The sequence below is a fragment of the Citrobacter amalonaticus genome (assembly GCF_001559075.2).
Taxonomy (GTDB): Bacteria; Pseudomonadota; Gammaproteobacteria; order Enterobacterales; family Enterobacteriaceae; genus Citrobacter_A; species Citrobacter_A amalonaticus_F.
This window is the reverse complement of the sequence record NZ_CP014015.2, coordinates 336,127-360,573: the sequence shown is the minus strand read 5'-3', so window position 1 is coordinate 360,573 and position 24,447 is coordinate 336,127. Positions and strand designations below refer to the sequence as shown.

The window sequence follows — 24,447 nt, the reverse complement described above, 5'->3', positions numbered from 1 at the left end:
CATTCCACTTGAGGGTTATGTATGAAGAAGTCAATTCTCGCTCTGTCATTGCTGATTGGTCTTTCTGCTACAGCATCCAGCTATGCCGCGCTGCCGCAAACGGTGCGCATTGGTACAGATACCACCTACGCACCGTTCTCTTCGAAAGATGCCAAAGGCGACTTCATCGGCTTTGATATCGATCTGGGCAACGAGATGTGTAAGCGTATGCAGGTCAAATGTACCTGGGTCGCCAGTGATTTCGATGCACTGATCCCGTCGCTCAAAGCGAAGAAAATTGATGCCATTATCTCTTCGCTCTCCATTACCGATAAGCGCCAGCAGGAAATTGCCTTCTCTGACAAACTGTACGCGGCGGATTCGCGTCTGATCGCGGCGAAAGGCTCCCCGATTCAGCCAACGCTTGACGCGCTGAAAGGTAAACACGTTGGCGTGTTACAAGGCTCCACTCAGGAAGCCTATGCCAATGACATCTGGCGTAGCAAGGGCGTGGATGTGGTGGCCTATGCGAACCAGGACCTGATTTACTCCGACCTGACGGCGGGTCGTCTTGATGCGGCATTGCAGGACGAAGTTGCCGCCAGTGAAGGTTTCCTCAAACAGCCTGCGGGCAAAGATTATGCTTTTGCCGGTCCTTCCGTGAAGGATAAAAAGTACTTCGGCGATGGCACGGGCGTCGGTTTACGTAAAGACGATGCAGAACTGAAAGCCGCCTTTGATAAGGCGCTGGCCGATCTGCGTCAGGATGGCACTTACGACAAGATGGCGAAAAAGTATTTTGACTTTAACGTCTACGGCGACTGATACCTGAATACGGGGACCTGATTGCACCGTTCGGGTTGGCCATTACGGTGCGAGACGGGTTAAATGCACCGTTATGGTGCAATTATTGCGGGTGAACAGAGCGGAAGTGCATATTTAAGCGCTTTTCATGCAAAATAAACCGGGTTGCAGGGCAGAATGTTTTGCCTTGTCGACCCGATTAATGGCACGATAACTGCACCTGGTCCTGTAAACATCCCCTATAAAAGACAGTCTGTTGAGGATAGTTATGAAAAAACTGGTGTTATCTCTTTCTCTGGTCCTGGCTTTCTCCAGTGCTACCGCAGCCTTTGCCGCCATTCCGCAAAAAGTTCGTATTGGTACCGATCCGACCTACGCCCCGTTTGAGTCGAAGAATGCGCAGGGTGAATTGGTGGGTTTTGATATCGATCTGGCGAAAGAACTGTGCAAACGTATTAATACGCAATGTACCTTCGTTGAGAACCCGCTGGATGCGCTGATCCCGTCGTTAAAAGCGAAGAAAATCGACGCGATCATGTCCTCGCTTTCGATTACTGAAAAGCGTCAGCAGGAAATCGCCTTCACCGACAAACTTTATGCAGCTGACTCGCGTCTGGTCGTGGCCAATTCATCGGACATTCAGCCGACCGTTGAGTCGCTGAAAGGCAAACGCGTCGGTGTGCTGCAGGGCACCACTCAGGAGACGTTTGGTAACGAACACTGGGCGCCAAAAGGCATTGAGATTGTGTCGTATCAGGGCCAGGACAATATTTACTCCGACCTGACTGCCGGGCGTATTGATGCCGCATTCCAGGACGAAGTCGCCGCAAGCGAAGGCTTCCTGAAACAACCCGTTGGCAAAGATTACAAATTCGGCGGCCCGTCTGTGAAAGACGAGAAACTGTTTGGTGTAGGGACCGGCATGGGTCTGCGCAAAGAGGATAACGAACTGCGTGAAGCCCTGAATAAAGCGTTTGCAGAAATGCGCGCTGACGGAACTTACGAGAAGCTGGCGAAGAAATACTTTGATTTTGATGTTTATGGCGGTTAATCCCCGCAGGTGCAGATAAAGCCCGAAGATGTTTGACAGACTTTATGCCGGATGACGGCTTCGCTTTATCCGGCCTACGACGATGTTCTGGTAGGCCGGATAAGCGTAGCGCCATCAGGCATCAATGAAGTGTGTCATCACTCAAAAGAGGCTTCTAACTCGCCACTCACGACAGGACAGGCAGCATGTTGTACGGGTTTTCAGGTGTTATTTTACAGGGCGCAATTGTCACGCTGGAACTGGCCCTCAGTTCCGTGGTGCTGGCCGTTCTGATCGGCCTCGTCGGGGCGGGGGCTAAACTCTCGCAAAACCGGGTGACGGGGCTTATTTTCGAAGGTTATACCACCCTCATTCGCGGGGTGCCGGATCTGGTGCTGATGCTGCTGATTTTTTATGGCCTGCAGATAGCACTTAACACGTTAACCGATGCGATAGGCATCAGTCAGATTGATATCGACCCGATGGTCGCCGGTATTATTACGCTCGGCTTTATCTACGGTGCGTATTTTACCGAAACCTTTCGTGGTGCCTTTATGGCCGTACCCAAAGGTCATATTGAAGCGGCAACCGCCTTCGGTTTCACTTCTTCACAAACCTTTCGTCGCATTATGTTCCCGGCGATGATGCGTTATGCGCTGCCGGGGATTGGTAACAACTGGCAGGTGATCCTTAAAGCGACGGCGCTGGTCTCGCTGCTCGGTCTGGAGGATGTGGTCAAAGCCACGCAACTGGCCGGGAAGAGCACCTGGGAGCCATTCTATTTCGCCATCGTCTGCGGGCTTATCTATCTGGTATTTACTACGGTTTCCAATGGTGTGCTGCTGTTCCTTGAGCGCCGTTACTCCGTCGGTGTGAAGAGGGCTGACCTGTGATTGAGATTATTCAGGAGTACTGGAAATCCCTGTTGTGGACGGATGGCTACCGGTTTACGGGCGTGGCGATTACGCTGTGGCTGCTGATTTCCTCCGTGGTGATGGGCGGCATTCTGGCGGTGATCCTGGCGATTGGTCGCGTCTCCAGTAACAAGTTCATCCAGTTTCCCATCTGGCTGTTTACCTATATTTTCCGCGGGACGCCATTGTACGTTCAGCTACTGGTGTTCTATTCAGGGATGTACACGCTGGAGATAGTCAAAGGCACCGATTTTCTGAACGCCTTCTTTCGCAGCGGTCTGAACTGTACCGTTCTGGCGCTGACGCTGAACACATGCGCCTATACCACAGAGATTTTCGCCGGGGCCATTCGCTCAGTTCCACACGGTGAAATTGAAGCTGCGCGCGCGTATGGCTTCTCCTCATTCAAAATGTATCGTTGCATTATTCTGCCTTCGGCGTTACGTATCGCATTACCTGCCTACAGCAACGAGGTCATTTTAATGCTGCACTCCACGGCGCTGGCTTTCACGGCAACGGTTCCGGATCTGCTGAAAATCGCCCGTGATATTAACTCGGCGACCTATCAGCCCTTTACCGCGTTCGGTATTGCCGCCGTGCTGTACTTAATCATATCGTATGTCCTGATAAGCCTGTTCCGCCGTGCGGAAAGGCGCTGGTTGCAGCATGTTTCCTCTAAATAATTCGGGTAACACGATGTCTGAGAATAAATTAAACGTTATCGATTTGCACAAACGCTACGGCGAACACGAAGTGCTGAAAGGGGTTTCACTGCAGGCCAACGCCGGAGATGTGATCAGTATTATTGGCTCATCCGGCTCGGGGAAAAGTACGTTTTTGCGCTGCATTAACTTCCTCGAAAAACCGAGCGAAGGGTCGATTGTGGTCAACGGCCAGAACATCAACCTGGTGCGTGACAAAGACGGTCAGTTGAAGGTGGCGGATAAAAATCAGCTTCGTTTACTGCGTACCCGCCTGACGATGGTGTTTCAGCACTTTAACCTGTGGAGCCACATGACGGTACTGGAGAACGTCATGGAAGCGCCAATTCAGGTGTTAGGTCTGAGCAAACAGGAAGCCCGTGATCGGGCGATCAAATACCTGGCGAAAGTCGGCATTGATGAGCGTGCCCAGGGAAAATATCCAGTGCATCTTTCCGGTGGTCAGCAGCAGCGTGTGTCGATTGCGCGCGCCCTGGCGATGGAGCCGGAAGTGTTGCTCTTTGATGAACCGACCTCGGCGTTGGATCCTGAACTGGTCGGCGAGGTGCTGCGTATCATGCAGCAACTGGCAGAAGAGGGGAAAACGATGGTGGTGGTGACGCACGAAATGGGTTTTGCCCGCCATGTCTCCAGCCACGTGATTTTCTTGCATCAGGGGAAAATCGAAGAAGAGGGCAATCCAGAGCAACTTTTCGGTAATCCACAAAGCCCACGCCTGCAACAGTTCCTGAAAGGGTCGCTGAAGTAACGGGTTTACGCGTATCGTCAAGGTAAGCCGGGAAAGGCAACACCGCCTCCCGGCTTTTTTGCGAGTGGCTTTCCGCAATCCCTGAAAATATTGCAGATCAACGCATTTCCCCTGGATTCATCACCGCAAAGCGCAACGTCTGTTGGTGTCGCAGACGATTAAAGCGCGTAACGTCATGTCATCGACTCACAGGGATGACGGTACGGCCATGACAACAGCTAAGGTTACAGCGCATGATGCGGTGTTTAAAACGTTCATGTGCCACCCGGACACTGCCAGAGATTTCCTGGAATTCCATCTGCCAGCTTCATTGCGGCAACTTTGCGATCTGGGCTCGCTGAAACTCGAGTCAGGTAGCTTTATTGAAGAGAATCTCCGTGCGTATTATTCCGACGTTCTTTGGTTGTTAAAGACGGCGGAAGGAGAGGGCTTTATCTATGTGGTGATTGAACATCAAAGTTCACCCGATGCTCATATGGCATTCCGACTTATGCGCTATGCAATGGGGGCAATGCAACGTCATCTCGATGCCGGACATAAAAAACTGCCATTGGTGATTCCGATGTTATTTTATCACGGCGCGGTGACGCCCTATCCCTTCTCGTTGTGTTGGCTGGACGAATTTTCCGATCCTGCCACGGCAAGACAGCTCTATACCGCCGCCTTCCCGCTAGTTGATATCACGGTTGTGGCGGATGATGAAATTATGCAGCATCGACGGATAGCACTCCTGGAGTTGATGCAAAAACATATCCGCAAGCGTGATTTAATGGGCTTGATGGAGCAACTAGTTGCCCTGTTGGTTAAGGGTTACGCTAATGACAGCCAGTTGAAAACGCTGTTTAATTATATGATGCAAACCGGTGACGCAACGCATTTCAGTGAGTTTCTTACAGAGGTTGCCCAGCGTTCACCCCACCACAAGGAGAGGTTAATGACTATCGCCGACAGATTGCGTCAGCAGGGGGTAGATCAGGGGATTCAACAGGGCAAGCGCGATGAAGCCCAGCGGATCGCACGTATGATGCTGGCGGACGGTATTGATGCCCACACCGTCGCCAGGATAACCGGTCTTCCCGTTGACGAGCTTACCGCGACACGCGCATAAGGCTTTCTCGCGTCGATGGACGGTTAATCTCGCGCACTCTCCAGACGGTATCCCCAGTCGTCATAGTGGATACCGTTGACCTCAAACGCTTTCTCCAGCACCTGCGTACGCACAAATCCCAGCTTTTCCAGCAGGCGGACTGAACCCCGATTCTCGGCAAGCACCCAGGCGTTGATGGCTTTCACGCCGGCTTCGCGGAAGGCATAGTCGCAGACGGCACGAACGGCCTCGCTGGCGATACCGCGTCCCTGGACGGCGGGGATGACGCAATAACCGATATCGGCTTCCTGCGGAAAATGATGGCTGATCTGTAAGCCAATGTCGCCCAGCGGCGTGGCATCGTGATGCTGGCGGATCACGAAGGTATGTTTTGAGGTAAGGCGACGGGCAAACAGCAAACGCGTTTCGCGTTCCGGGCAGAGGTTGCCCATAAAACGCATGATGTCCGGATTTTCACGAAGCGCGAGGAAAAAGGGCCAGTCTGTGGGTTGAAACGGGGAAAGCGTCAGTCGTTCGGTTGTGAGTCGTGTCATAAAATCGCCATTCCGGGAGCCAGTGAGACTACCTTACCACCGGAATGGCGAGAGTATACAGGGAAGCCGTTAGCGAATGACATCCGCCAGCGCTTCTTCAAGGTCATACCAACGGAAGGGAAATCCGGCGGCTTCCAGTCGTTTGGGCAGGGCGCGCTGCCCACCCAGCACCAGCACCGATGATTCGCCCATCAGCAGGCGAATCACGGTTGCCGGTACGCGAAGAATGGCTGGTCGTTGCAGGGCATGTCCCAGCGCATGAGCAAATTGCTCATTGCGTACCGGATAGGGGGAGACCATGTTGAACGGTCCGCGCAGGTCGTTATCCAGCAGCCAGAGGATCGCATTGACCATATCATCAATGTGGATCCAGGCCAGATACTGGCGGCCGTTGCCAATGGGGCCACCGAGGCCCAGGCGAAACGGCGGGATCATTTTGCCGAGGATACCGCCCTTTGGCGCCAGCACCACGCCGGTACGCAGCAGGCAAACGCGCGTTCTGTCGCTTTGTGCCTCGCAGGCAATTTGCTCCCAGCGAGCGCAAAGCTTATGAGTGAATTCGTTATGCGGCGGTTCTTCCTCGGTGACGACGACTTCGCCCAGATCGCCATAATAACCAGCGGCAGAACCGGAAATCAGAACCGATGGCGGCATTTCACTGGCGTTGATGAGGTCCGCCAGTTTCTGGGTGATGCGCCAGCGACTCTGACACAGGCGTTCTTTTTGCTCAGTCGTCCAGCGCTTGTCAGCAATGGGCTCACCGGCCAGGTTAATCACCGCGTCTATGCCGTCGAGATTCTGCTTGTCTTCCAGCGTATCCCACAGTGTCACCCGGTCATTGAGCTTTCCCCGGGCGTTATCGGGGCGGCGGGTCAGTACGGTCACCTGATGACCCAGTTCCTGCAGGCGCGGGACCAGGTGTCCTCCGATAAGGCCAGTCCCTCCGGTTACCAGTATCTTCATGCAGCCTCCCGTGATGGCGATTAGCGCTGCCAGCTCAACGTCATGGAGACGGAATCGGCATAACGCAACGCGTGTAGTTTGTCGACTTCCACTTCAGCATAAGTGACCCAGTGGTGTTCGCGTGCGATATCGAGCACATCCTGGGTTAATTTTTCTAACAATGAGAAGCGATTGTTCTCAACGTGCAGGATGATATTTTTGGTGATAGTGCGGTAATTCAACGCATCATTGATATCTTCACTGACGCGAGCCTTGTCCGCCGGATAGTGAATCGCAACGTTGATGACAATATCCTGGCGGTTATTGATCTCTTCCTCTTTAATGCCGATGAAAGTGCGTAAGCGAAGGTTTTTTATACGAATTATAGCGTCATGATGTGACATTGCAGGTCTCCTCCATGTATGAACTCTCGCATGATACACGAGAACCCGGTTGCGTTATCCTTTTGCACTCGCAGGATCCTGTTGCGCCAGCATCATTGCGCGCGTCGTGGCGGGTCGACTGCGAATGCGCTCAAACCAATTCTTCACGGCGGGAAACATGTCCAGATCGACGCGCTGCCGCTGCCAGGCGTTCACCCACGGCCAGCAGGTGATATCGGCAATGCTGTAATGCTCGCCGCCGAGCCACGGCGACGTTTCCAGCCGTTTATTGAGGACGTTATACAGCCGTTGTGTTTCTACCTGATAACGCTCGATAGCGTAGGGGATGGCCTGCGGGGCGAAGTGGTTGAAATGGTGATTCTGGCCGAGCATCGGCCCCAGTCCACCCACCTGCCAGAACAACCACTGCAGCGTGGTATGGCGCTCGCGCAATTCGCCGCTAAGCAACAGGCCGCTCTTTTCTGCCAGATAGAGCAAAATGGCGCCGGACTCAAACAGGCTAAGCGGCGCGCCGCCGTCGACCGGGTCATGATCGACGATGGCGGGGATTTTATTGTTGGGTGAAATGGCGAGGAAATCGGGACGGAACTGGTTACCCTTACTGATATCCACCTTAATGAGTCGGTACTCCAGCGCAGTTTCTTCGAGGAAGATCGTAATCTTGTGCCCATTGGGTGTCGGGGCGTAATAGAGGTCGATCATTTCAGCTCCACAACGTGTTTATCGGATAAGCCAACCACAAGTATAGAAAGCCTGTCGTGCTGTGTGAGTTTTCATCAGGTGACAGCGAGCGAAAGACCCTCTATGTTGGGAGAAAAGCCTAATAACGACGAGGATGCCATGAGTAAACCCAACATCACGCTGTGGTCCGATGCAAACTATTTCTCCCCCTACGTGCTCTCCGCGTATGTCGCTTTGCAGGAAAAGGGACTGCCGTTTAGTCTGAAAACCGTCGATCTTAACAACGGTGAACATCTACAACCGGGCTGGCAGGGTTATGCACTGACTCGTCGGGTTCCGTTGCTAGAAATCGATGGCTTTGAGTTGAGCGAGTCCTCCGCGATTGCGGAATATCTGGAAGACAGCTTTGCGCCGCCCACCTGGGAGCGAATCTATCCTCACGACCTGCAAAAGCGCGCGCGTGCGCGACAGATTCAGGCATGGTTGCGCAGTGATTTAGTGCCCATTCGAGAAGAGCGCCCGACGGATGTCGTTTTCGGTGGGGTAAAAAAAGGGCCGCTGAGCGAAGCGGGGAAAATCAGTGCTGACAAACTGTTCGTCACGGCGGGGAATCTGCTGGCACACGACATGCCAAATCTTTTCGGTGAATGGTGTCTGGCTGATACCGATTTAGCCCTGATGCTCAATCGTCTGGTTCTTAATGGCGACGACGTTCCGCAGCGACTGGCGGAATATGCAGCATTTCAGTGGCAACGCGCCTCTGTCCAGCGTTATATTGCGCTTTCCGCGAAGCGTTCAGGCTGATAAAACGTCCGTTATCCAGTATCATAATGCGGTTTTTGATGACACGGAGCATATGATGAAACTGATGTTTGCATCCGATATTCATGGGTCCTTGCCAGCCACAGAACGCGTGCTGGCCCTGTTTTCACAGAGTGGCGCGCAGTGGCTGGTTATTCTGGGTGATGTCCTCAACCACGGGCCGCGAAATGCGTTACCCGAAGGCTACGCGCCCGCTCAGGTCGCTGAGCGACTCAATGAACAGGCGGCGCAGATTATCGCGGTGCGGGGAAATTGTGATAGCGAGGTGGATCAGATGCTGCTGCAGTTTCCAATCACCGCGCCCTGGCAGCAGGTGCTGCTGGAAAATCAGCGACTGTTTCTGACTCACGGTCATCTCTTTGGGCCGGATAACCTGCCGGCACTGCGGGCCGGTGACGTACTGGTATACGGGCATACACATCTGCCAGTGGCAGAAAAAAGAGACGATATTTATCACTTCAACCCGGGGTCAGTAAGCATTCCGAAAGGCGGCCATCAGGCAAGTTATGGCCTGCTGGACGATAATGTTTTGAGCGTTATCGCACTCAATGATCAAAGTATTATTGCGCAGGTCGCGATTAATTCGTAATTTACCCCCACATATGTAAATGCGCCGTAAGAGCGCCAGAAAAAGAAGGTTTCCTGATGGTGGAACAGCGTCGTTTGGCAAGTACGGAATGGGTGGATATTGTGAATGAAGACAACGAAGTCATTGCACAATCCAGCCGGGAACAGATGCGAGCGCAGGGCCTGCGTCATCGTGCGACCTATATTGTTGTACACGACGGAATGGGCAAAATACTGGTGCAACGTCGTACCGAGACAAAAGACTTTTTACCCGGAATGTTAGATGCCACTGCCGGTGGCGTTGTGCAGGCTGACGAACAACTGCTGGATTCTGCCCGCCGTGAAGCAGAAGAAGAGTTAGGCATCGCCGGTGTGCCATTCGCCGAACACGGCCAGTTCTACTTTGAAGATAAGAACTGTCGCGTCTGGGGCGCGCTGTTCAGCTGTGTGTCGCACGGCCCGTTCGCCTTGCAGGAAGAAGAGGTCAGCGAAGTATGCTGGCTGACGCCGGAAGAAATTACTGCCCGCTGTGATGAATTCACGCCTGACTCCCTGAAGGCGCTGGCGTTGTGGATGACCCGCAACGCAAAAAATGAAGCCGCCAGGTCAGAGTCGCAACAGGAGAAGCAGGAAGAGGCGGAGTAAGAACTCAGCAACTTTCCCGCACGCTTAAACTGGAGGCGATCGGTTTTTGATCGCTCCAGTTACCATCCTCAAACCGCGCCAGTAACGCACGTCCGGCCTCAATACCAATCTTACGATGTGGCACCGCCATTGTAGTTAACGGCGGCTGGCAAACTTTGCTCACATCACTATCGCCAAATCCGACTACCGCCAGATCGTCAGGTACCTTGATGCGCCGTCGTTGACATTCGTACAGCACACCGCAAGCCAGTTCATCCGACACGCAAACCAGCGCGTCGAGCTCGGGCCAGGCGAGAATAAACTCAGGAAGCTGCGAGGCCCCGGTGGAGAAGTTGGGGGGGAGTGCCGCATTAATAACCCGATTCGGCGACATGTGGTGGCGCAGCATTGCCTTATACCAGCCCTGCAAATGTTGCTGAAAAATCCACTGTTCCTGATTGGCGCAAAGCAGTCCGATGTTCTGATAGCCGCGCTGAATCAACATTTCGGTGAGTTCAAACATTGCTGCGACGTTATCGATACCAATGTTCATATCAATGGGATCGCTACGAATTGCCCCCATCTCCATGACCGGAATCCTGGCGTTTTTCAGCCAGTTGCGCACGGTGTCACTGTGCTCGACGCTGAGCAAAATGGCGGCGGCGATATTGGAGGCCAGCAGCGTCTCCAGCAGTTTTTCTTCCTGTTCCAGGCGATGACGGGACTCTGCCAGCATAATCTGGTATCCGGCGGGCTGTAGAACCTCCTGCAATCCGGCAAACATTTCCGAGCAGCCAGCTTCTGAGAGATTCGGCACCACCATCGCAATGGTTCGTGATGACGCAGACGCCAGCGCGCTCGCCACCAGATTAGGCATATAGCCCAGTTCGTGCACGGCGGCGTCTATCTTTTCCCGGAGCTTATCGGAAACCTGTTCAGGTGTGCGCAATGCACGGGAGACGGTCATGGTGCCGACACCGGCAAGTTGAGCGACATCAGCAATGGTCACTTTGCCTGTACTACGTCGTTTTCGGGTCAGAGACATACACAATCCTGCACAATTACAACCGGTTGAGCCGCTTTTATCGTCATTTTTTCTTCGTATGCGGGGCAAGTATACGCCTTTAATGGCGTTGATTGCTGTGATTTTACCCGGCAATTGTATTTTGATAGCGCTATCACATATCTGAACGATATCTTTTGATAGCGCTATCTTTGTGAGAAAGATCGCAGATAAGGTTTCAGGGGTTGAATAAAGTTTGCTCACATCGAGTAAAAATAAGGAGCGGACGTGCTGAATAAATGGTTAACGGAGACAACCATCATGCTGCGCGAGAGCGTCGAAGACTGGCAACAGGCGCTTGAGTGGTGCGCCAGACCTTTGCTTGCTGCTGGGGTGATTACACCGGATTACCTCACCGCAATTGTCGCGCAGCATCATCAACTGGGACCTTATTACGTCCTGGCACCAGGTCTGGCGATGCCGCATGCCAGACCGGAAGAAGGAGCAAGGGCATTAGGGCTCTCGTTGTTAAAACTGAAACACGGTGTTTCATTTGACGCAGGCGAATTTGATCCTGTTGATATTATTATCATGCTGGCGGCGCCGGATAAACATAGCCATATTTCCATGATATCCGCACTGGCTGAATTATTTTCAAGTGACGAGGACCTGGCGCAATTACATCAGGCAACAACGCGGGAGGAAATTAAAAAAATCATTTCACGTTTCTGATGTAAGTCATTACGGCATTATCGATACATGACGCGAAAGCGTGATGCGGACATGCATTACTTAAAAAAGGGGATAACAATGAAAATCATGGCGATTTGTGGCTCGGGGCTGGGCAGCAGTTTTATGGTCGAAATGAATATTAAAAAAGTGCTTAAAAAACTGAATATTCAGGCTGACGTTGAACATTCCGATCTCTCCTCCGCCACGCCGGGGGCCGCCGATCTGTTTGTAATGGCAAAAGATATCGCTGCCAGCGCCAGCGTACCGGAAGCGCAACTGGTTGTGATTAATAATATTATTGATATCAATGAACTGGAAGCGCAATTGTGCGCATGGTTCGACAAACAATAACTGTGAATGCACGCAATCATGCAAACGGCCTGGGGCGGTTTGAGCGTTGACGTGCATAAAGCGAGGTGGATATGTTCATCCTTGAAACGCTGAATTTTGTTGTTGATATTCTTAAAGTCCCCTCCGTGCTGGTAGGGTTAATTGCATTAATTGGCCTGGTAGCACAGAAGAAAGCTTTTTCCGATGTGATAAAAGGAACAATTAAAACGATTCTGGGATTTATTGTTCTTGGCGGTGGTGCAACAGTGCTGGTGGGGTCATTAAATCCGTTAGGCGGGATGTTCGAGCACGCATTTAATATTCAGGGTATTATACCTAATAACGAAGCAATTGTTTCAATCGCCCTCGAAAAATATGGTGCCTCAACTGCGCTTATTATGGCATTCGGGATGGTGGCGAATATTATTGTCGCTCGCTTCACGCGTCTGAAGTACATCTTTCTGACCGGGCACCATACGTTTTATATGGCCTGTATGATTGGCGTCATTCTGACCGTCGCCGGATTCGATGGGATCGGTCTGGTCTTTACGGGATCATTGATTCTGGGGCTGGTAATGGCCTTTTTCCCCGCACTGGCGCAGCGTTACATGCGTCGGATCACCGGCAATGACGAGATTGCCTTTGGCCACTTCGGTACGCTGGGGTACGTGCTGTCAGGCTGGATTGGCAGCATCTGTGGCAAAGGTTCCCGTTCGACTGAAGAGATGAATTTACCGAAGAACCTGAGCTTCCTGCGCGATAGTTCAATCTCTATTTCTCTGACCATGATGATCATCTACCTGATTATGGCGATCAGCGCCGGTCGGGAGTATGTCGAAAGTACCTTCAGCGGCGGGCAGAACTATCTGGTCTACGCCATTATTATGGCGATCACCTTTGCTGCCGGGGTATTTATCATTCTGCAGGGCGTCCGTCTGATTCTGGCGGAAATCGTCCCGGCATTTACCGGCTTTTCTGAAAAACTGGTGCCTAACGCGCGGCCTGCGCTGGATTGCCCGGTGGTCTATCCCTATGCCCCGAATGCGGTACTGATTGGCTTTCTGTTCAGTTTTCTCGGCGGGCTGGTGGGGCTGTTTCTGCTGGGACAGATGAAGCTGGTGCTGATCCTGCCAGGCGTAGTGCCACACTTTTTCACTGGCGCAACGGCCGGCGTATTTGGTAATGCCACCGGTGGGCGTCGCGGGGCCATGATTGGCGCGTTCGCCAACGGTCTGTTAATCACCTTCCTGCCGGTTCTTCTCCTGCCCGTGCTCGGCGCGATTGGTTTTGCCAATACCACTTTCTCGGATGCTGATTTTGGCGTCATTGGCATCGTTCTTGGCAACCTGGCGCGCTATCTGTCACCTTTCGCCATCACGGGACTGGTTGTGGCGTTGTTTGCACTGCTGGTGGCCTGGAATCTGTTCGCGAAAAAACGGACTGTGGCGGGTCAGACTGAGGAAAATAATGGAGTTAAATCATGAGTGTGAAGGAGATAACCCAACTGGCGCGAGAGATTCGCATCGCAACCCTGAAATCGCTCATTCATCTCGGCTTTGGCCATTTTGGTGGCTGTATGTCAGTGGTCGAAACGCTGGCGGTTCTGTATGGCGAAGTGATGAATATTGACCCTGCCAATCCGGACTGGCCTGAGCGGGACTATTTCGTGCTGTCAAAAGGCCATGCCGGGCCGGCGCTGTATAGCACGCTGGCGTTGAAAGGCTACTTCCCCGTGGCAGAGTTGATCACGCTGAATCAGAATGGCACGCGCCTGCCTAGTCATCCGGACAGACTTAAAACACGTGGTGTTGATGCGACAACAGGGTCGCTGGGACAGGGCATTTCTATCGCTGGAGGGATGGCGCTGTCGCACAAATTGGCGCAGCGGGTGAACCGGGTATTTTGCATTGTTGGCGATGGCGAGCTCAATGAAGGGCAATGCTGGGAAGCGTTCCAGTTTATTGCCCACCATCGGCTGAACAACCTGACAGTCTTCGTCGACTGGAATAAACAGCAATTGGACGGTGAACTGGATGACATTATCAACCCGTTTTGTCTTGAAGATAAATTCCGTGCGTTTGGTTTTGAGGCGTTCACGGTGAAAGGGGATGATATCCCAGGACTGCTGGCAGTGGTGCAACCGGTTCTGGATGAACGGGCACGCCCACGCGTCGTGATTCTTGACAGCATTAAAGGACAGGGGGTGGCATATCTGGAGCAATTACCCAACTCACATCACCTGCGCCTGACGGATGAGACAAGACAAATGCTGAACGATAACCTTCGCCAACTGGAGGCTACGTATGATTAAGCTCGCGCCCGCAGGGCAAAAAGACAGTGTGGAGATGCGCAAGGTATATGCCGGTTTTGTCGCCAAAGAAGTGGCGGCAGGCAGCCCGATTATTGCGCTGGAAGCAGATTTGATGAGCTCCATGGCGATGGATGGCGTGGCGCGCGACTATCCGCAGCACGTCATTAATTGCGGCATCATGGAGGCAAATGTCATCGGCACTGCAGCGGGACTAGCTCTGACCGGCCGCAAGCCGTTTGTGCATACCTTTACGGCGTTCGCCAGTCGCCGCTGTTTTGATCAGCTGTTTATGTCACTCGATTATCAGCGGAGTAACGTCAAAGTGATCGCCTCCGATGCCGGCGTGACCGCTTGTCATAACGGTGGAACGCACATGTCTTTCGAAGATATGGGTATCGTTCGCGGGCTGGCACATTCGGTGGTGTTGGAAGTCACTGACGCTGTCATGTTTGACGATATTTTACGTCAGTTGATTGACCTCGACGGGTTCTACTGGGTACGCACCATCCGTAAGCAGGCACCGAGTATTTACGCCCCGGGCTCGACCTTTACACTGGGGAAAGGGAATGTGTTGCGTGAAGGCGATGATGTCACCTTAATCGCCAATGGGATTATGGTCGCTGAAGCGCTGGAAGCCGCGCGCCAGTTGGACCGTATGGGCGTTAGTACGGCCGTCATTGACATGTTCACACTCAAGCCTATCGATCGCATGCTGGTGAAGAACTATGCTGAAAAAACGGGGCGGATTGTGACTTGTGAAAATCACAGTATTCATAACGGACTAGGGTCTGCGGTTGCGGAAGTCCTGGTCGAAACCTGTCCAGTTTCGATGCGTCGGGTTGGCGTCAGGGAACGCTACGGACAAGTCGGTACCCAGGATTTCTTACAGGAAGAGTATGGACTTACCGCAGCGTCGATTGTGGCTGCGGCAAAATCATTGCTTTAGAAAGGAAAAGCCGGATAAGCGTTAACGCTTATCCGGCCTTTTTGGATCAGTGGTAGCCCATGATCTGCGCGCCAATCACCACTACGCTGGACATGATGAACAGCAGCCCCAGCAGCGTCGCACCCACTTTCAGCCAGTTACGGAAATCCACCCGACAGACGCCTAATGTCGCCATCAGTGATGCAGAGGTCGGGTAGATGATGTGGCTAAAGCCATCGCCAAACTGGAATGCCAGTACGGTGACCTGACGGTTAACGCCTACCAGATCGCCGAGCGGCGCTAACAGCGGCATGGTCAGCGCTGCCTGGCCCGAGCCGGAAGTCACAAAGAAATTAAACACCGCCTGGAAGAGCAGCATAAACCACGCGGCAACGGCGTTGTCGAGTCCGCTGATGCCGTTGGCAATGCTGTGCAACAGCGTATTGAGCACGCTGGCGTCACCTGCTTCGCCGTTACCTACCAGCAGTAAAATGCCTTTGGCAAAACCTACCAGCAGGGCGGGGGCGATCATCATGCGGGCGCCTTCGGTGAAAGAGGAGGCCATTATGTTGACCGTCATGCCGTTAAGGCGGAAGACAACGGCGATAATGCCAATGACCAGGCCCATGGTGAAGAACTGGCTGGCTATTTCTGGAATAAACCACGCGTTGACGATAACGCCCCAGACTACCCAAACCATCACCCCGGTCAGAACCAGCAACACCAGCCAGTCGCCGATTGTGAAGCGCCGCTCGACAACGTCATCCTGCTGTTCGCGAAAGAAACGGTCAGATTCATGCACGCGTGACAGAAGCGGATTCTTTTTCACCCGCGAGGCATAGACCAGCGTAAACGTCAGGCCGATCAGCGTCGAAATAACCCATACCACGATGCGCAGACCAGAACCGGAGAGGACCGGTACGCCGGCAATACCCTGCGCGACCACCACGCAGAAGGGGTTCATCCACGAACTGGCAAAGCCAATTTGCGTCGCAATATAGGTCACTAACACAGTGGTGATACTGTCATAACCCAGTCGCACCATCAGCGGTGCGATGATGATCGCAAAGGCAACCGCCTCTTCCCCCATGCCGAAGACCGCGCCGCCCAGCGAAAAGAGAATAAACAGCACCGGGATAAACAGCACCTCGTTGCCCTTGGTATGACGGATTAGCGCCAGGATGCCGTTGTCAATGGTTCCCGTGCGCATAACGATGCCAAACGCGCCGCCAATCACCAGCATAAACATGATGATACCGACGGCGGTACCGAATTTAGAGCCGGAGGTCAGTCCTTCGAACGGGAAGTTCATCAGGCCCGGGCTTTCCTCGCCGGTAGTGAAGAACTTAACCGGATGATACTGCGCTTCACCGGCCTCGTTGGTCAGAATACGGAAAGAGTGGGGATCGACCACTTTACGGGTTTTTGTCTGACCATCTACCTGGTATTGCACCTCCTGGCTGTCGAACATCCCGACGGGGACAACCCAGGTCGCAAGGCTGGTTAAAATGGCGACAAAGAAAATAATGACCAATGTGTCGGGCATGGCCCATTTTCTGGTTGGCTGTGTTTCGGTTACTGCAGACATGAAAGACTATCCCTGTTGCAAAGCAAAGAGGCTAAGTATGCAAACAGGCGAATGGTTATTCATTGATACAGCGCAGTTAAGCGAAAAAATCAGATTTTACAGGGCTGAAAAGGAAGGAATAAAAAATCCGGAAACCATGACGATTTCCGGATTTGACTGGGCCCGTCAGAGCCCAGAGGAGGCAGCTTACTGCTGTTGTGAAGACTGAATCGCGGTCAGGGCGATGGTGTAGACGATATCGTCAACCAGCGCGCCACGGGACAGGTCGTTCACCGGCTTGCGCATACCCTGCAGCATCGGCCCGATGGAGATCAGGTCGGCAGAACGCTGTACCGCTTTGTAGGTGGTGTTACCGGTGTTCAGATCCGGGAAGATGAACACGGTAGCGCGACCCGCAACCGGAGAGTTCGGCGCTTTGGATTTTGCAACGTCAGCCATCACTGCGGCATCGTACTGCAGCGGACCGTCGATCATCAGGTCAGGACGTTTTTCCTGCGCCAGACGGGTTGCTTCACGCACTTTCTCTACGTCGCTACCCGCACCAGAGGTGCCGGTGGAGTAGGAGAGCATCGCGACGCGCGGTTCGATACCAAAGGCAATGGCAGAGTCAGCAGACTGGATAGCGATTTCTGCCAGCTGTTCAGCGGTCGGATCCGGGTTGATCGCGCAGTCGCCGTAAACGTAAACCTGTTCCGGCAGCAGCATGAAGAATACGGAGGAAACCAGTGAACTGCCTGGCGCTGTTTTGATCAGCTGCAGCGGCGGACGAATGGTGTTAGCCGTGGTGTGAACGGCACCTGATACCAGACCGTCAACTTCGTCTTGTTCCAGCATCAGCGTACCGAGAACCACGTTGTCTTCCAGCTGTTCGCGGGCAACGGTTTCGGTCATGCCTTTGCTCTTACGCAGTTCAACCAGACGCGCGACATAGCTTTCGCGAACCACTTCCGGGTCCACGATTTCGATGCCAGCGCCGAGTTCAACGCCCTGAGACGCTGCAACGCGGTTGATCTCTTCCGGGTTACCCAGAAGCACGCAGGTTGCGATACCACGTTCAGCACAGATGGCTGCTGCTTTCACGGTACGCGGTTCGTCGCCTTCTGGCAGCACAACGCGTTTACCGGCTTTACGCGCCAGTTCGGTCAGCTGATAACGGAAGGCAGGCGGAGACAGACGACGGCTACGCTCAGAGGTGGCGGTCAGAGACTCGATCCAGTCCGCGTTAATGTAGTTCGCCACGTATTCCTGAACTTTCTCGATGCGCTCGTGATCGTCAACCGGCACTTCCAGGTTGAAGCTCTGCAGGCTCAGAGAGGTCTGCCAGGTGTTGGTGTTCACCATGAATACCGGCAGGCCGGTTGCGAAAGCGCGTTCACACAGTTTAGAGATGCGCGCATCCATTTCGTAACCGCCGGTCAGCAGCAGGGCGCCGATTTCAACGCCGTTCATCGCGGCCAGACACGCGGCAACCAGCACGTCCGGACGGTCAGCGGAGGTGACCAGCAGGGAACCGGCACGGAAGTGTTCCAGCATGTGCGGAATGCTACGCGCACAGAAGGTTACAGACTTCACGCGACGTGTATTGATGTCGCCTTCGTTGACGATGGTGGCATTCAGGTGACGCGCCATGTCGATCGCACGGGTCGCGATCAGATCAAAACTCCACGGCACTGCGCCGAGAACCGGCAGCGGGCTGGTTGCGGTGAGCTGCGCCGGATCGACTTTTACGATCTGCGCTTTGGATGAGTCGTCGAAAATCTCAGACAGATCCGGGCGGGTACGGCCTTGTTCATCAACCGGGGCGTTCAGTTTGTTCACGATAACGCCGGTGATGTTGGTATTTTTTGCGCCGCCGAAGCTGCTGCGAGTCAGTTCAATACGCTCGTTCAACTGTTCCGGCGTATCGGTGCCCTGAGACATTACGAAGACGATTTCCGCGTTCAGCGTTTTAGCGATTTCGTAGTTCAGAGACTGCGCGAACTGGTGTTTACGGGTTGGGACCAGGCCTTCAACCAGTACCACTTCTGCGTCTTTAGTGTTCGCATGGTAGTTTGCGATGATCTCTTCCATCAGCACATCTTTCTGATTGCTGGACAGCAGAGACTCTACGTGGCTCATCTTCAGCGGTTCAGCCGCAGTGACAGAAGAGTTTGCACGAACGATAGCGGTGGTCTGGTCTGGTGCATCGCCACCGGCGCGTGGCTGGGCGATTGGCTTAAAGACACTCAGACGAACGCCTTTGCGTTCCATAGCGCGGATGACGCCGAGGCTGACGCTGGTCAGGCCGACGCTGGTTCCGGTAGGGATCAGCATAATAATACGGGACACGGTTTATCCTCTTTCGTTACCGCCCGTTGGGCGGGTTACAAAACGGCACCACCAGCTCCCGTCATACTTCAAGTTGCATGTGCGTTAGCTTTCTTCGCTCACCCCAGTCACGTACTGGTGTACGCTCCTGGGGATTCGCTACGTCGCCGCCTTCCTGCAACTCGAATTATTTAGGGTGTAGCTGGCGGTGTGAAATCAGGCAGTCAGACGGCTCGCGTCTTGCGCGATAACCAGTTCTTCGTTGGTTGGGATCACCACCGCAGGACGGGTACCTTCTTTGTTGATGAAACCGGATTTGCCGAAACGGGCAGCCAGGTTACGTTCATGATCAACTTCAAAGCCCAGCACGCCCAGTTTACCCAGGGACAGCTCGCGAACCATGGCCGCGTTCTCACCGATACCGCCGGTGAAGACAACCGCGTCCAGACGACCGTCCATCAGCGCCGTGTAGGAACCGATATACTTCGCCAGACGGTGGCAGTAAACGTCCATTGCACGTTTCGCGTCTTCTTTGGTGGTGTAGTTGTCTTCAACATAACGGCAATCGCTGGTCACTTCGGTCAGACCCAGCAGGCCGGATTCTTTGGTCAGCATTTTGTTGATCTGATCAACACTCATGCCCAGCGTGTCGTGCAGGTGGAAAATGATTGCCGGGTCGATGTCACCAGAGCGGGTGCCCATCACCAGACCTTCCAGCGGGGTCAGACCCATAGACGTATCAACACATTTACCATTGCGGATAGCAGAAACAGAACCCCCGTTGCCCAGATGGCACGTGATGATGTTCAGCTCTTCTACCGGTTTGTTCAGCATTTTTGCCGCTTCCTGAGTAACGAAGAAGTGGCTGGTACCGTGCGCGCCATAACGACGAACGCCGTGTTCTTTGTACAGGCTGTACGGCAGGGCATAGAGGTAAGACTCTTCCGGCATGGTCTGATGGAACGCGGTGTCAAACACAGCCACGTTTTTGTCTTTCAATTGCGGGAAGGATTTCAGTGCTTCTGCAATCCCGATCAGGTGAGCCGGGTTATGCAGCGGTGCGAAAGAGGCAGAATCTTTGATGCCCTGAATAACAGAGTCATCGATAACCACGGAGCTGGTATACTTCTCGCCGCCGTGTACGATACGGTGGCCGATTGCAGTCAACTGCGCAGACAGTTCTGGTTTTTGTGCCAGAATAGTATTAACGATAAAGTTCAGCGCTTCACTGTGAGCGGCGCCTGCACCTAAAGCCGCTTCTTGTTTACCGCCGTCCATTTTCCATTTGATACGTGCTTCTGGGAGATGGAAACATTCGGCTAAACCAGAAAGGTACTCTTCACCATTAACTGCATCGATGATTGCAAATTTCAGTGAGGAGCTACCGCAGTTCAGAACCAGTACTAACTTACTCGACATGGAAGTACCTATTATTGATACGTGGCTAAAAAAACGTCAGGGAGCCATAGAGCGTAGCGCAGTGTGACGCTGACATTTATGATTAACATCATGCCAGTTGTCTTTTTTGGCATGATGGAAGAAATACCTTTGAGTCTATGCCATTTTGCGTATTTTTCAGCCAATGGCATACTATATGTAAATTTGACGACTCAATGATTTTGGACTACAGGCCTTTTACAGGCCGCTACAGGATACCCGATAGTGGGTATCAATGACAAAATGTTTTGAACGTTGTCCCGTATAGTTGTTGTTTTGCACAAATATTTGAAATTTTATATGTGAAGTTGAGGTAAGCCATGTCGACGCCGGATCATCGCTCCGTAAATTTTTTTAGCCTTTTTCGTCGGGGGCAGCATTACTCAAAGACGTGGCCAATGGAAAAGCGCCTTGCACCCGTCTTTGTTGAGAACCGCGTGATACGGATGACACGTTACGCGATCCGCTTTATGCCGCCGATCGCCATCTTTACTCTGTGCTGGCAGATAGCACTGGGCGGCCAGTTAGGGCCTGCCGTCGCCACTGCGCTGTTCGCGCTCAGCCTGCCGATGCAGGGGCTGTGGTGGTTAGGAAAACGTTCCGTTACACCACTGCCGCCCTCTATCCTGAACTGGTTCTATGAAGTCAGAGGCAAATTACAGGAGGCGGGGCAAGCGCTCTCCCCGGTTGAAGGGAAGCCGGATTACCAGGCGTTAGCTGACACGCTTAAGCGTGCCTTCAAACAACTGGATAAAACTTTCCTTGATGATTTGTAATTGCCCCCTGATTACGCATATAAAAGAAGGCATATTAATGCCTTCTTTTTTTTCACCGTTGTAGAGTGATACAGGAGTCCCAAATGGAAATGACCAACGCTCAACGTCTTATTTTGTCTAATCAATACAAAATGATGACTATGCTCGATCCGACTAACGCCGAGCGTTATCGTCGTCTGCAGACGATTATTGAACGCGGTTACGGTCTGCAAATGCGCGAGCTGGATCGGGAATTTGGCGAGCTGAAGGAGGAAACCTGTCGTACGGTTATCGACATCATGGAGATGTATCACGCTCTGCACGTCTCCTGGGCCAATCTGAAAGATGCGCAAAGCATTGATGAACGCCGGGTGACCTTCCTGGGCTTTGATGCCGCAACGGAAGCGCGCTACCTCGGCTATGTTCGCTTTATGGTGAATGTGGAAGGACGTTATACCCATTTTGATGCCGGTACGCACGGTTTCAACGCCCAGACCCCAATGTGGGAAAAATACCAGCGGATGTTAAGCGCGTGGCATGCCTGCCCGCGTCAGTATCATTTGAGCGCTAACGAAATCAACCAAATCATCAATGCCTGAGGAGGTGAACGTGCAGTGCAAGGGCTTTCTGTTTGACCTGGATGGAACGCTGGTTGACTCATTACCTGCAGTGGAACGCGCATGGTGTAACTGGGCCGATCGTTTTGGGTTGACGCATGACGAAGTATTGAGCTTTGTTCATGGCAAACAGGCTATTACTTCTTTGCGCCATTTTATGGTGGGCAAGCCTGAGGCGGAAATCGCCGCGGAGTTTACGCGTCTGGAGCAAATTGAAGCGACAGAAACGGCGGGTATCACCGCGCTGCCTGGTGCGGTTGCGCTGCTTAACCATCTGAACAAGGCCGGGATCCCGTGGGCGATTGTGACATCAGGGTCGATGCCGGTCGCGCGCGCACGTCATCAGGTGGCTAACCTGCCAGCGCCGGAGGTTTTCGTGACCGCTGAGCGGGTCAAACGCGGTAAGCCTGAGCCGGATGCCTACCTGTTGGGCGCGCAACTGCTCGGTTTAGCGCCGCACGAATGTGCGGTGGTGGAGGATGCCCCCGCGGGCGTGCTCTCGGGACTGGCCGCAGGCTGCCATGTCATCGCGGTGAATGCCCCGGCGGACACGCCGCGTCTGGATGAGGTCGATTTCATCCTGACCAGCCTGGAGCAGCTTTCGGTGACCAAACAACCGAATGGTGATGTGGTTGTATTAAGAAATACCTGATCATGATTTAGCCCCGGCTTGTCGGGGCTTTTTTATGGCAGAATCATTCCATCTTCTCATCTGACAAGGATAGGTTGTGAACGGTGAATTGATCTGGGTTCTCTCGCTGTTGGCGATTGCTGTTATTTTGTTTGCGACGGGCAGAGTGCGTATGGACGCGGTAGCTCTGTTGGTCATTGTAGCCTTTGTTCTGAGTGGAACATTGAGTATCACCGAAGCCTTCTCTGGTTTCAGCGACCCTAACGTGGTGTTGATCGCCGCGCTGTTTATCATCGGCGACGGGCTGGTGCGCACCGGCGTGGCGACCGTCATGGGCACCTGGCTGGTGAAAATGGCGGGCAGTAGTGAAATCAAAATGCTGGTCCTGCTGATGTTGACCGTTGCCGGGTTGGGCGCGTTTATGAGTTCAACCGGCGTCGTTGCCATCTTTATCCCCGTGGTACTCAGCGTCTCGATGCGTATGCAAACGTCGCCGTCGCGCCTGATGATGCCGCTCAGTTTCGCCGGGCTTATCAGCGGCATGATGACGCTGGTGGCCACCCCGCCAAACCTGGTCGTTAACAGTGAATTGTTGCGCGAAGGCCACGCCGGTTTCAGTTTCTTCAGCGTCACGCCTATTGGCCTGGTCGTGCTGGTGCTGGGCATTATCTATATGTTGCTGATGCGTTTTATGCTCAAAGGGGACGATCCGCAACAGCAGCGTGATGGCTGGAAACGCCGCACCTTTCGCGATCTGATCAAAGAATATCGCCTGACCGGGCGGGCGCGTCGACTGGCAATTCGTCCGGGGTCACCGATGATCGGTCAACGCCTCGACGATCTCAAACTGCGTGAGCGCTATGGCGCCAACGTGATCGGCGTCGAACGCTGGCGGCGTTTTCGGCGAGTGATCGTAAACGTGAATGGGGTTTCGGAGTTTCGCGCCCGTGACGTCTTGTTGATTGATATGTCCGCTGCCGATGTTGATCTTCGTGAATTTTGTAGCGAGCAATTGCTGGAGCCAATGGTGCTGCGTGGAGAGTATTTCTCTGACCAGGCACTGGATGTGGGAATGGCGGAAATCTCGCTGATCCCGGAATCGGAGTTGATTGGCAAGTCGGTGCGGGAAATTGGTTTTCGTACCCGCTATGGGCTGAACGTGGTCGGTCTGAAACGTGACGGCGTGGCGATCGAAGGTTCGCTTGCCGATGAGCCGCTGCTGATGGGCGATATCATCCTGGTCGTCGGTAACTGGAAACTGATCGGTATGCTGGCGAAGCAGGGGCGAGATTTTGTCGCGCTGAACCTGCCGGAAGAGGTGAGCGAGGCTTCCCCGGCGCACAGCCAGGCCCCGCACGCGATTTTCTGTCTGGTGCTGATGGTCGCGCTGATGCTGACTGACGAAATTCCTAATCCCATCGCGGCGATTATTGCCTGTCTGCTGATGGGGAAATTTCGCTGCATTGACGCCGAAAGCGCCTACAAAGCCATTCACTGGCCAAGCATCATTTTGATCGTCGGCATGATGCCCTTTGCACTGGCGCTGCAAAAAACCGGCGGCGTGGATCTGGTGGTGAAAGGACTAATGGATGTGGGAGGCGGTTATGGCCCGTACATGATGCTGGGCTGTCTGTTTGTGCTGTGCGCGACCATTGGCCTGTTTATCTCAAATACCGCGACGGCGGTATTAATGGCGCCGATTGCGTTGGCGGCGGCGAAGTCGATGGGCGTCTCTCCCTATCCGTTTGCGATGGTGATCGCGATGGCGGCGTCGGCGGCCTTTATGACGCCGGTTTCATCACCGGTCAACACGCTGGTGTTAGGGCCAGGGAATTACAGCTTTAGCGATTTTATTAAGCTGGGCGTGCCGTTCACCATCATCGTTATGGTGGTATGCGTGGTGATGATCCCGATGTTGTTTCCGTTTTAATGT

Annotated in this window: 26 protein-coding genes; 18 read left to right on the top strand and 8 right to left on the bottom strand. The window is 53.4% G+C overall.

Annotated elements, in window-relative coordinates; all coding sequences use genetic code 11:
- The first annotated feature begins 21 nt into the window (after positions 1-21).
- The 6 genes from argT (at position 22) to AL479_RS01690 (ending at position 5,305) form a co-directional block, all read left to right on the top strand.
- Positions 22-804, top strand: coding sequence for a lysine/arginine/ornithine ABC transporter substrate-binding protein ArgT (gene argT, locus AL479_RS01715; RefSeq protein WP_061074829.1), 783 nt, complete (start codon positions 22-24; stop codon positions 802-804).
- Positions 805-1,051: 247 nt separating this feature from the next.
- Positions 1,052-1,834: a histidine ABC transporter substrate-binding protein HisJ gene (gene hisJ, locus AL479_RS01710; RefSeq protein ID WP_061074828.1), complete on the top strand. Its 783-nt coding sequence runs from the start codon at positions 1,052-1,054 to the stop codon at positions 1,832-1,834.
- A 185-nt stretch (positions 1,835-2,019) separates the two neighbouring features.
- Positions 2,020-2,706 carry a histidine ABC transporter permease HisQ gene (locus tag AL479_RS01705; protein ID WP_061074827.1) on the top strand — a complete coding sequence of 229 codons (687 nt, stop codon included), beginning with the start codon at positions 2,020-2,022 and terminating at the stop codon, positions 2,704-2,706.
- The gene (gene hisM / locus AL479_RS01700) at positions 2,703-3,410 is read left to right on the top strand and encodes a histidine ABC transporter permease HisM (RefSeq protein ID WP_061074826.1); all 708 of its coding nucleotides are present in this window, start codon (positions 2,703-2,705) and stop codon (positions 3,408-3,410) included. The genes AL479_RS01705 and hisM overlap by 4 nt, the downstream gene beginning before the upstream one ends.
- Before the next feature lie 13 nt (positions 3,411-3,423).
- Positions 3,424-4,197 carry a histidine ABC transporter ATP-binding protein HisP gene (hisP, locus tag AL479_RS01695; RefSeq protein ID WP_061074825.1) on the top strand — a complete coding sequence of 258 codons (774 nt, stop codon included), beginning with the start codon at positions 3,424-3,426 and terminating at the stop codon, positions 4,195-4,197.
- A 208-nt stretch (positions 4,198-4,405) separates the two neighbouring features.
- The gene (locus AL479_RS01690) at positions 4,406-5,305 is read left to right on the top strand and encodes an Rpn family recombination-promoting nuclease/putative transposase (protein ID WP_061074824.1); all 900 of its coding nucleotides are present in this window, start codon (positions 4,406-4,408) and stop codon (positions 5,303-5,305) included.
- 23 nt (positions 5,306-5,328) lie between these two features.
- On the opposite strand, the gene AL479_RS01685 is transcribed toward AL479_RS01690, so the two are convergent.
- The 4 genes from AL479_RS01685 to yfcG all read right to left on the bottom strand — a co-directional run bounded on the left by AL479_RS01685 (position 5,329) and on the right by yfcG (position 7,886).
- The gene (locus AL479_RS01685; RefSeq protein WP_061074823.1) at positions 5,329-5,838 is read right to left on the bottom strand and encodes a GNAT family N-acetyltransferase; all 510 of its coding nucleotides are present in this window, start codon (positions 5,836-5,838) and stop codon (positions 5,329-5,331) included.
- A 69-nt stretch (positions 5,839-5,907) separates the two neighbouring features.
- Positions 5,908-6,801, bottom strand: a complete 894-nt coding sequence (locus AL479_RS01680; RefSeq protein ID WP_061074822.1) for a TIGR01777 family oxidoreductase — start codon at positions 6,799-6,801, stop codon at positions 5,908-5,910.
- 20 nt (positions 6,802-6,821) lie between these two features.
- Positions 6,822-7,184 (bottom strand): dihydroneopterin triphosphate 2'-epimerase, encoded by a 363-nt coding sequence (gene folX, locus AL479_RS01675; protein ID WP_043000007.1) that lies wholly within the window; start codon positions 7,182-7,184, stop codon positions 6,822-6,824.
- Positions 7,185-7,238: 54 nt separating this feature from the next.
- Complete coding sequence (gene yfcG / locus AL479_RS01670) at positions 7,239-7,886, bottom strand: GSH-dependent disulfide bond oxidoreductase (protein ID WP_061074821.1); 648 nt, start codon at positions 7,884-7,886, stop codon at positions 7,239-7,241.
- A 138-nt stretch (positions 7,887-8,024) separates the two neighbouring features.
- Here yfcG and yfcF point away from each other — a divergent pair, with 138 nt between their 5' ends.
- Genes yfcF through yfcD form a run of 3 tightly spaced genes read left to right on the top strand, consistent with a single transcriptional unit; the run spans position 8,025 to position 9,899 of the window.
- A complete protein-coding gene (gene yfcF, locus AL479_RS01665) occupies positions 8,025-8,669 on the top strand; it encodes a glutathione transferase (RefSeq protein ID WP_061074820.1) in 645 nt (214 codons plus the stop codon).
- Positions 8,670-8,724: 55 nt separating this feature from the next.
- Positions 8,725-9,276 (top strand): phosphodiesterase, encoded by a 552-nt coding sequence (gene yfcE / locus AL479_RS01660; protein ID WP_061074819.1) that lies wholly within the window; start codon positions 8,725-8,727, stop codon positions 9,274-9,276.
- A 56-nt stretch (positions 9,277-9,332) separates the two neighbouring features.
- The gene (gene yfcD, locus AL479_RS01655) at positions 9,333-9,899 is read left to right on the top strand and encodes an NUDIX hydrolase YfcD (RefSeq protein WP_042317782.1); all 567 of its coding nucleotides are present in this window, start codon (positions 9,333-9,335) and stop codon (positions 9,897-9,899) included.
- A gap of 4 nt (positions 9,900-9,903) precedes the next feature.
- Here yfcD and AL479_RS01650 read toward each other — a convergent pair whose 3' ends face one another.
- Positions 9,904-10,923, bottom strand: a complete 1,020-nt coding sequence (locus tag AL479_RS01650; RefSeq protein WP_061077909.1) for a LacI family DNA-binding transcriptional regulator — start codon at positions 10,921-10,923, stop codon at positions 9,904-9,906.
- A gap of 246 nt (positions 10,924-11,169) precedes the next feature.
- Between AL479_RS01650 and AL479_RS01645 the strand changes: the two genes are divergently transcribed.
- The 5 genes from AL479_RS01645 to AL479_RS01625 all read left to right on the top strand — a co-directional run bounded on the left by AL479_RS01645 (position 11,170) and on the right by AL479_RS01625 (position 15,200).
- Complete coding sequence (locus tag AL479_RS01645) at positions 11,170-11,613, top strand: PTS sugar transporter subunit IIA (RefSeq protein WP_061074818.1); 444 nt, start codon at positions 11,170-11,172, stop codon at positions 11,611-11,613.
- Between the two features lie 78 nt (positions 11,614-11,691).
- Positions 11,692-11,964 carry a PTS sugar transporter subunit IIB gene (locus AL479_RS01640; RefSeq protein WP_061074817.1) on the top strand — a complete coding sequence of 91 codons (273 nt, stop codon included), beginning with the start codon at positions 11,692-11,694 and terminating at the stop codon, positions 11,962-11,964.
- A 71-nt stretch (positions 11,965-12,035) separates the two neighbouring features.
- Complete coding sequence (locus tag AL479_RS01635; protein ID WP_061074816.1) at positions 12,036-13,427, top strand: PTS ascorbate transporter subunit IIC; 1,392 nt, start codon at positions 12,036-12,038, stop codon at positions 13,425-13,427.
- A complete protein-coding gene (locus tag AL479_RS01630; RefSeq protein WP_061074815.1) occupies positions 13,424-14,254 on the top strand; it encodes a transketolase in 831 nt (276 codons plus the stop codon). The genes AL479_RS01635 and AL479_RS01630 overlap by 4 nt, the downstream gene beginning before the upstream one ends.
- Positions 14,247-15,200 carry a transketolase family protein gene (locus tag AL479_RS01625; RefSeq protein WP_061074814.1) on the top strand — a complete coding sequence of 318 codons (954 nt, stop codon included), beginning with the start codon at positions 14,247-14,249 and terminating at the stop codon, positions 15,198-15,200. Before AL479_RS01630 ends, AL479_RS01625 begins: the two co-directional genes overlap by 8 nt.
- A 46-nt stretch (positions 15,201-15,246) precedes the next feature.
- Here AL479_RS01625 and yfcC read toward each other — a convergent pair whose 3' ends face one another.
- The 3 genes from yfcC to ackA form a co-directional block, all read right to left on the bottom strand.
- Positions 15,247-16,767 carry a putative basic amino acid antiporter YfcC gene (gene yfcC / locus AL479_RS01620; RefSeq protein WP_061074813.1) on the bottom strand — a complete coding sequence of 507 codons (1,521 nt, stop codon included), beginning with the start codon at positions 16,765-16,767 and terminating at the stop codon, positions 15,247-15,249.
- 186 nt (positions 16,768-16,953) lie between these two features.
- On the bottom strand, positions 16,954-19,095 hold the full coding sequence (gene pta, locus AL479_RS01615; protein WP_061074812.1) for a phosphate acetyltransferase: 2,142 nt from the start codon (positions 19,093-19,095) through the stop codon (positions 16,954-16,956).
- A gap of 195 nt (positions 19,096-19,290) precedes the next feature.
- Complete coding sequence (gene ackA / locus AL479_RS01610) at positions 19,291-20,493, bottom strand: acetate kinase (protein ID WP_042317795.1); 1,203 nt, start codon at positions 20,491-20,493, stop codon at positions 19,291-19,293.
- Positions 20,494-20,831: 338 nt separating this feature from the next.
- Between ackA and yfbV the strand changes: the two genes are divergently transcribed.
- The 4 genes from yfbV to AL479_RS01590 all read left to right on the top strand — a co-directional run bounded on the left by yfbV (position 20,832) and on the right by AL479_RS01590 (position 24,444).
- Complete coding sequence (gene yfbV, locus AL479_RS01605; protein WP_042317796.1) at positions 20,832-21,287, top strand: terminus macrodomain insulation protein YfbV; 456 nt, start codon at positions 20,832-20,834, stop codon at positions 21,285-21,287.
- 83 nt (positions 21,288-21,370) lie between these two features.
- A complete protein-coding gene (locus tag AL479_RS01600) occupies positions 21,371-21,865 on the top strand; it encodes a YfbU family protein (protein WP_042290698.1) in 495 nt (164 codons plus the stop codon).
- On the top strand, positions 21,858-22,535 hold the full coding sequence (locus tag AL479_RS01595) for a sugar phosphatase (RefSeq protein WP_071887570.1): 678 nt from the start codon (positions 21,858-21,860) through the stop codon (positions 22,533-22,535). Before AL479_RS01600 ends, AL479_RS01595 begins: the two co-directional genes overlap by 8 nt.
- A gap of 76 nt (positions 22,536-22,611) precedes the next feature.
- Positions 22,612-24,444: an SLC13 family permease gene (locus AL479_RS01590; protein ID WP_061074809.1), complete on the top strand. Its 1,833-nt coding sequence runs from the start codon at positions 22,612-22,614 to the stop codon at positions 24,442-24,444.
- The last annotated feature ends 3 nt before the right edge of the window (positions 24,445-24,447 follow it).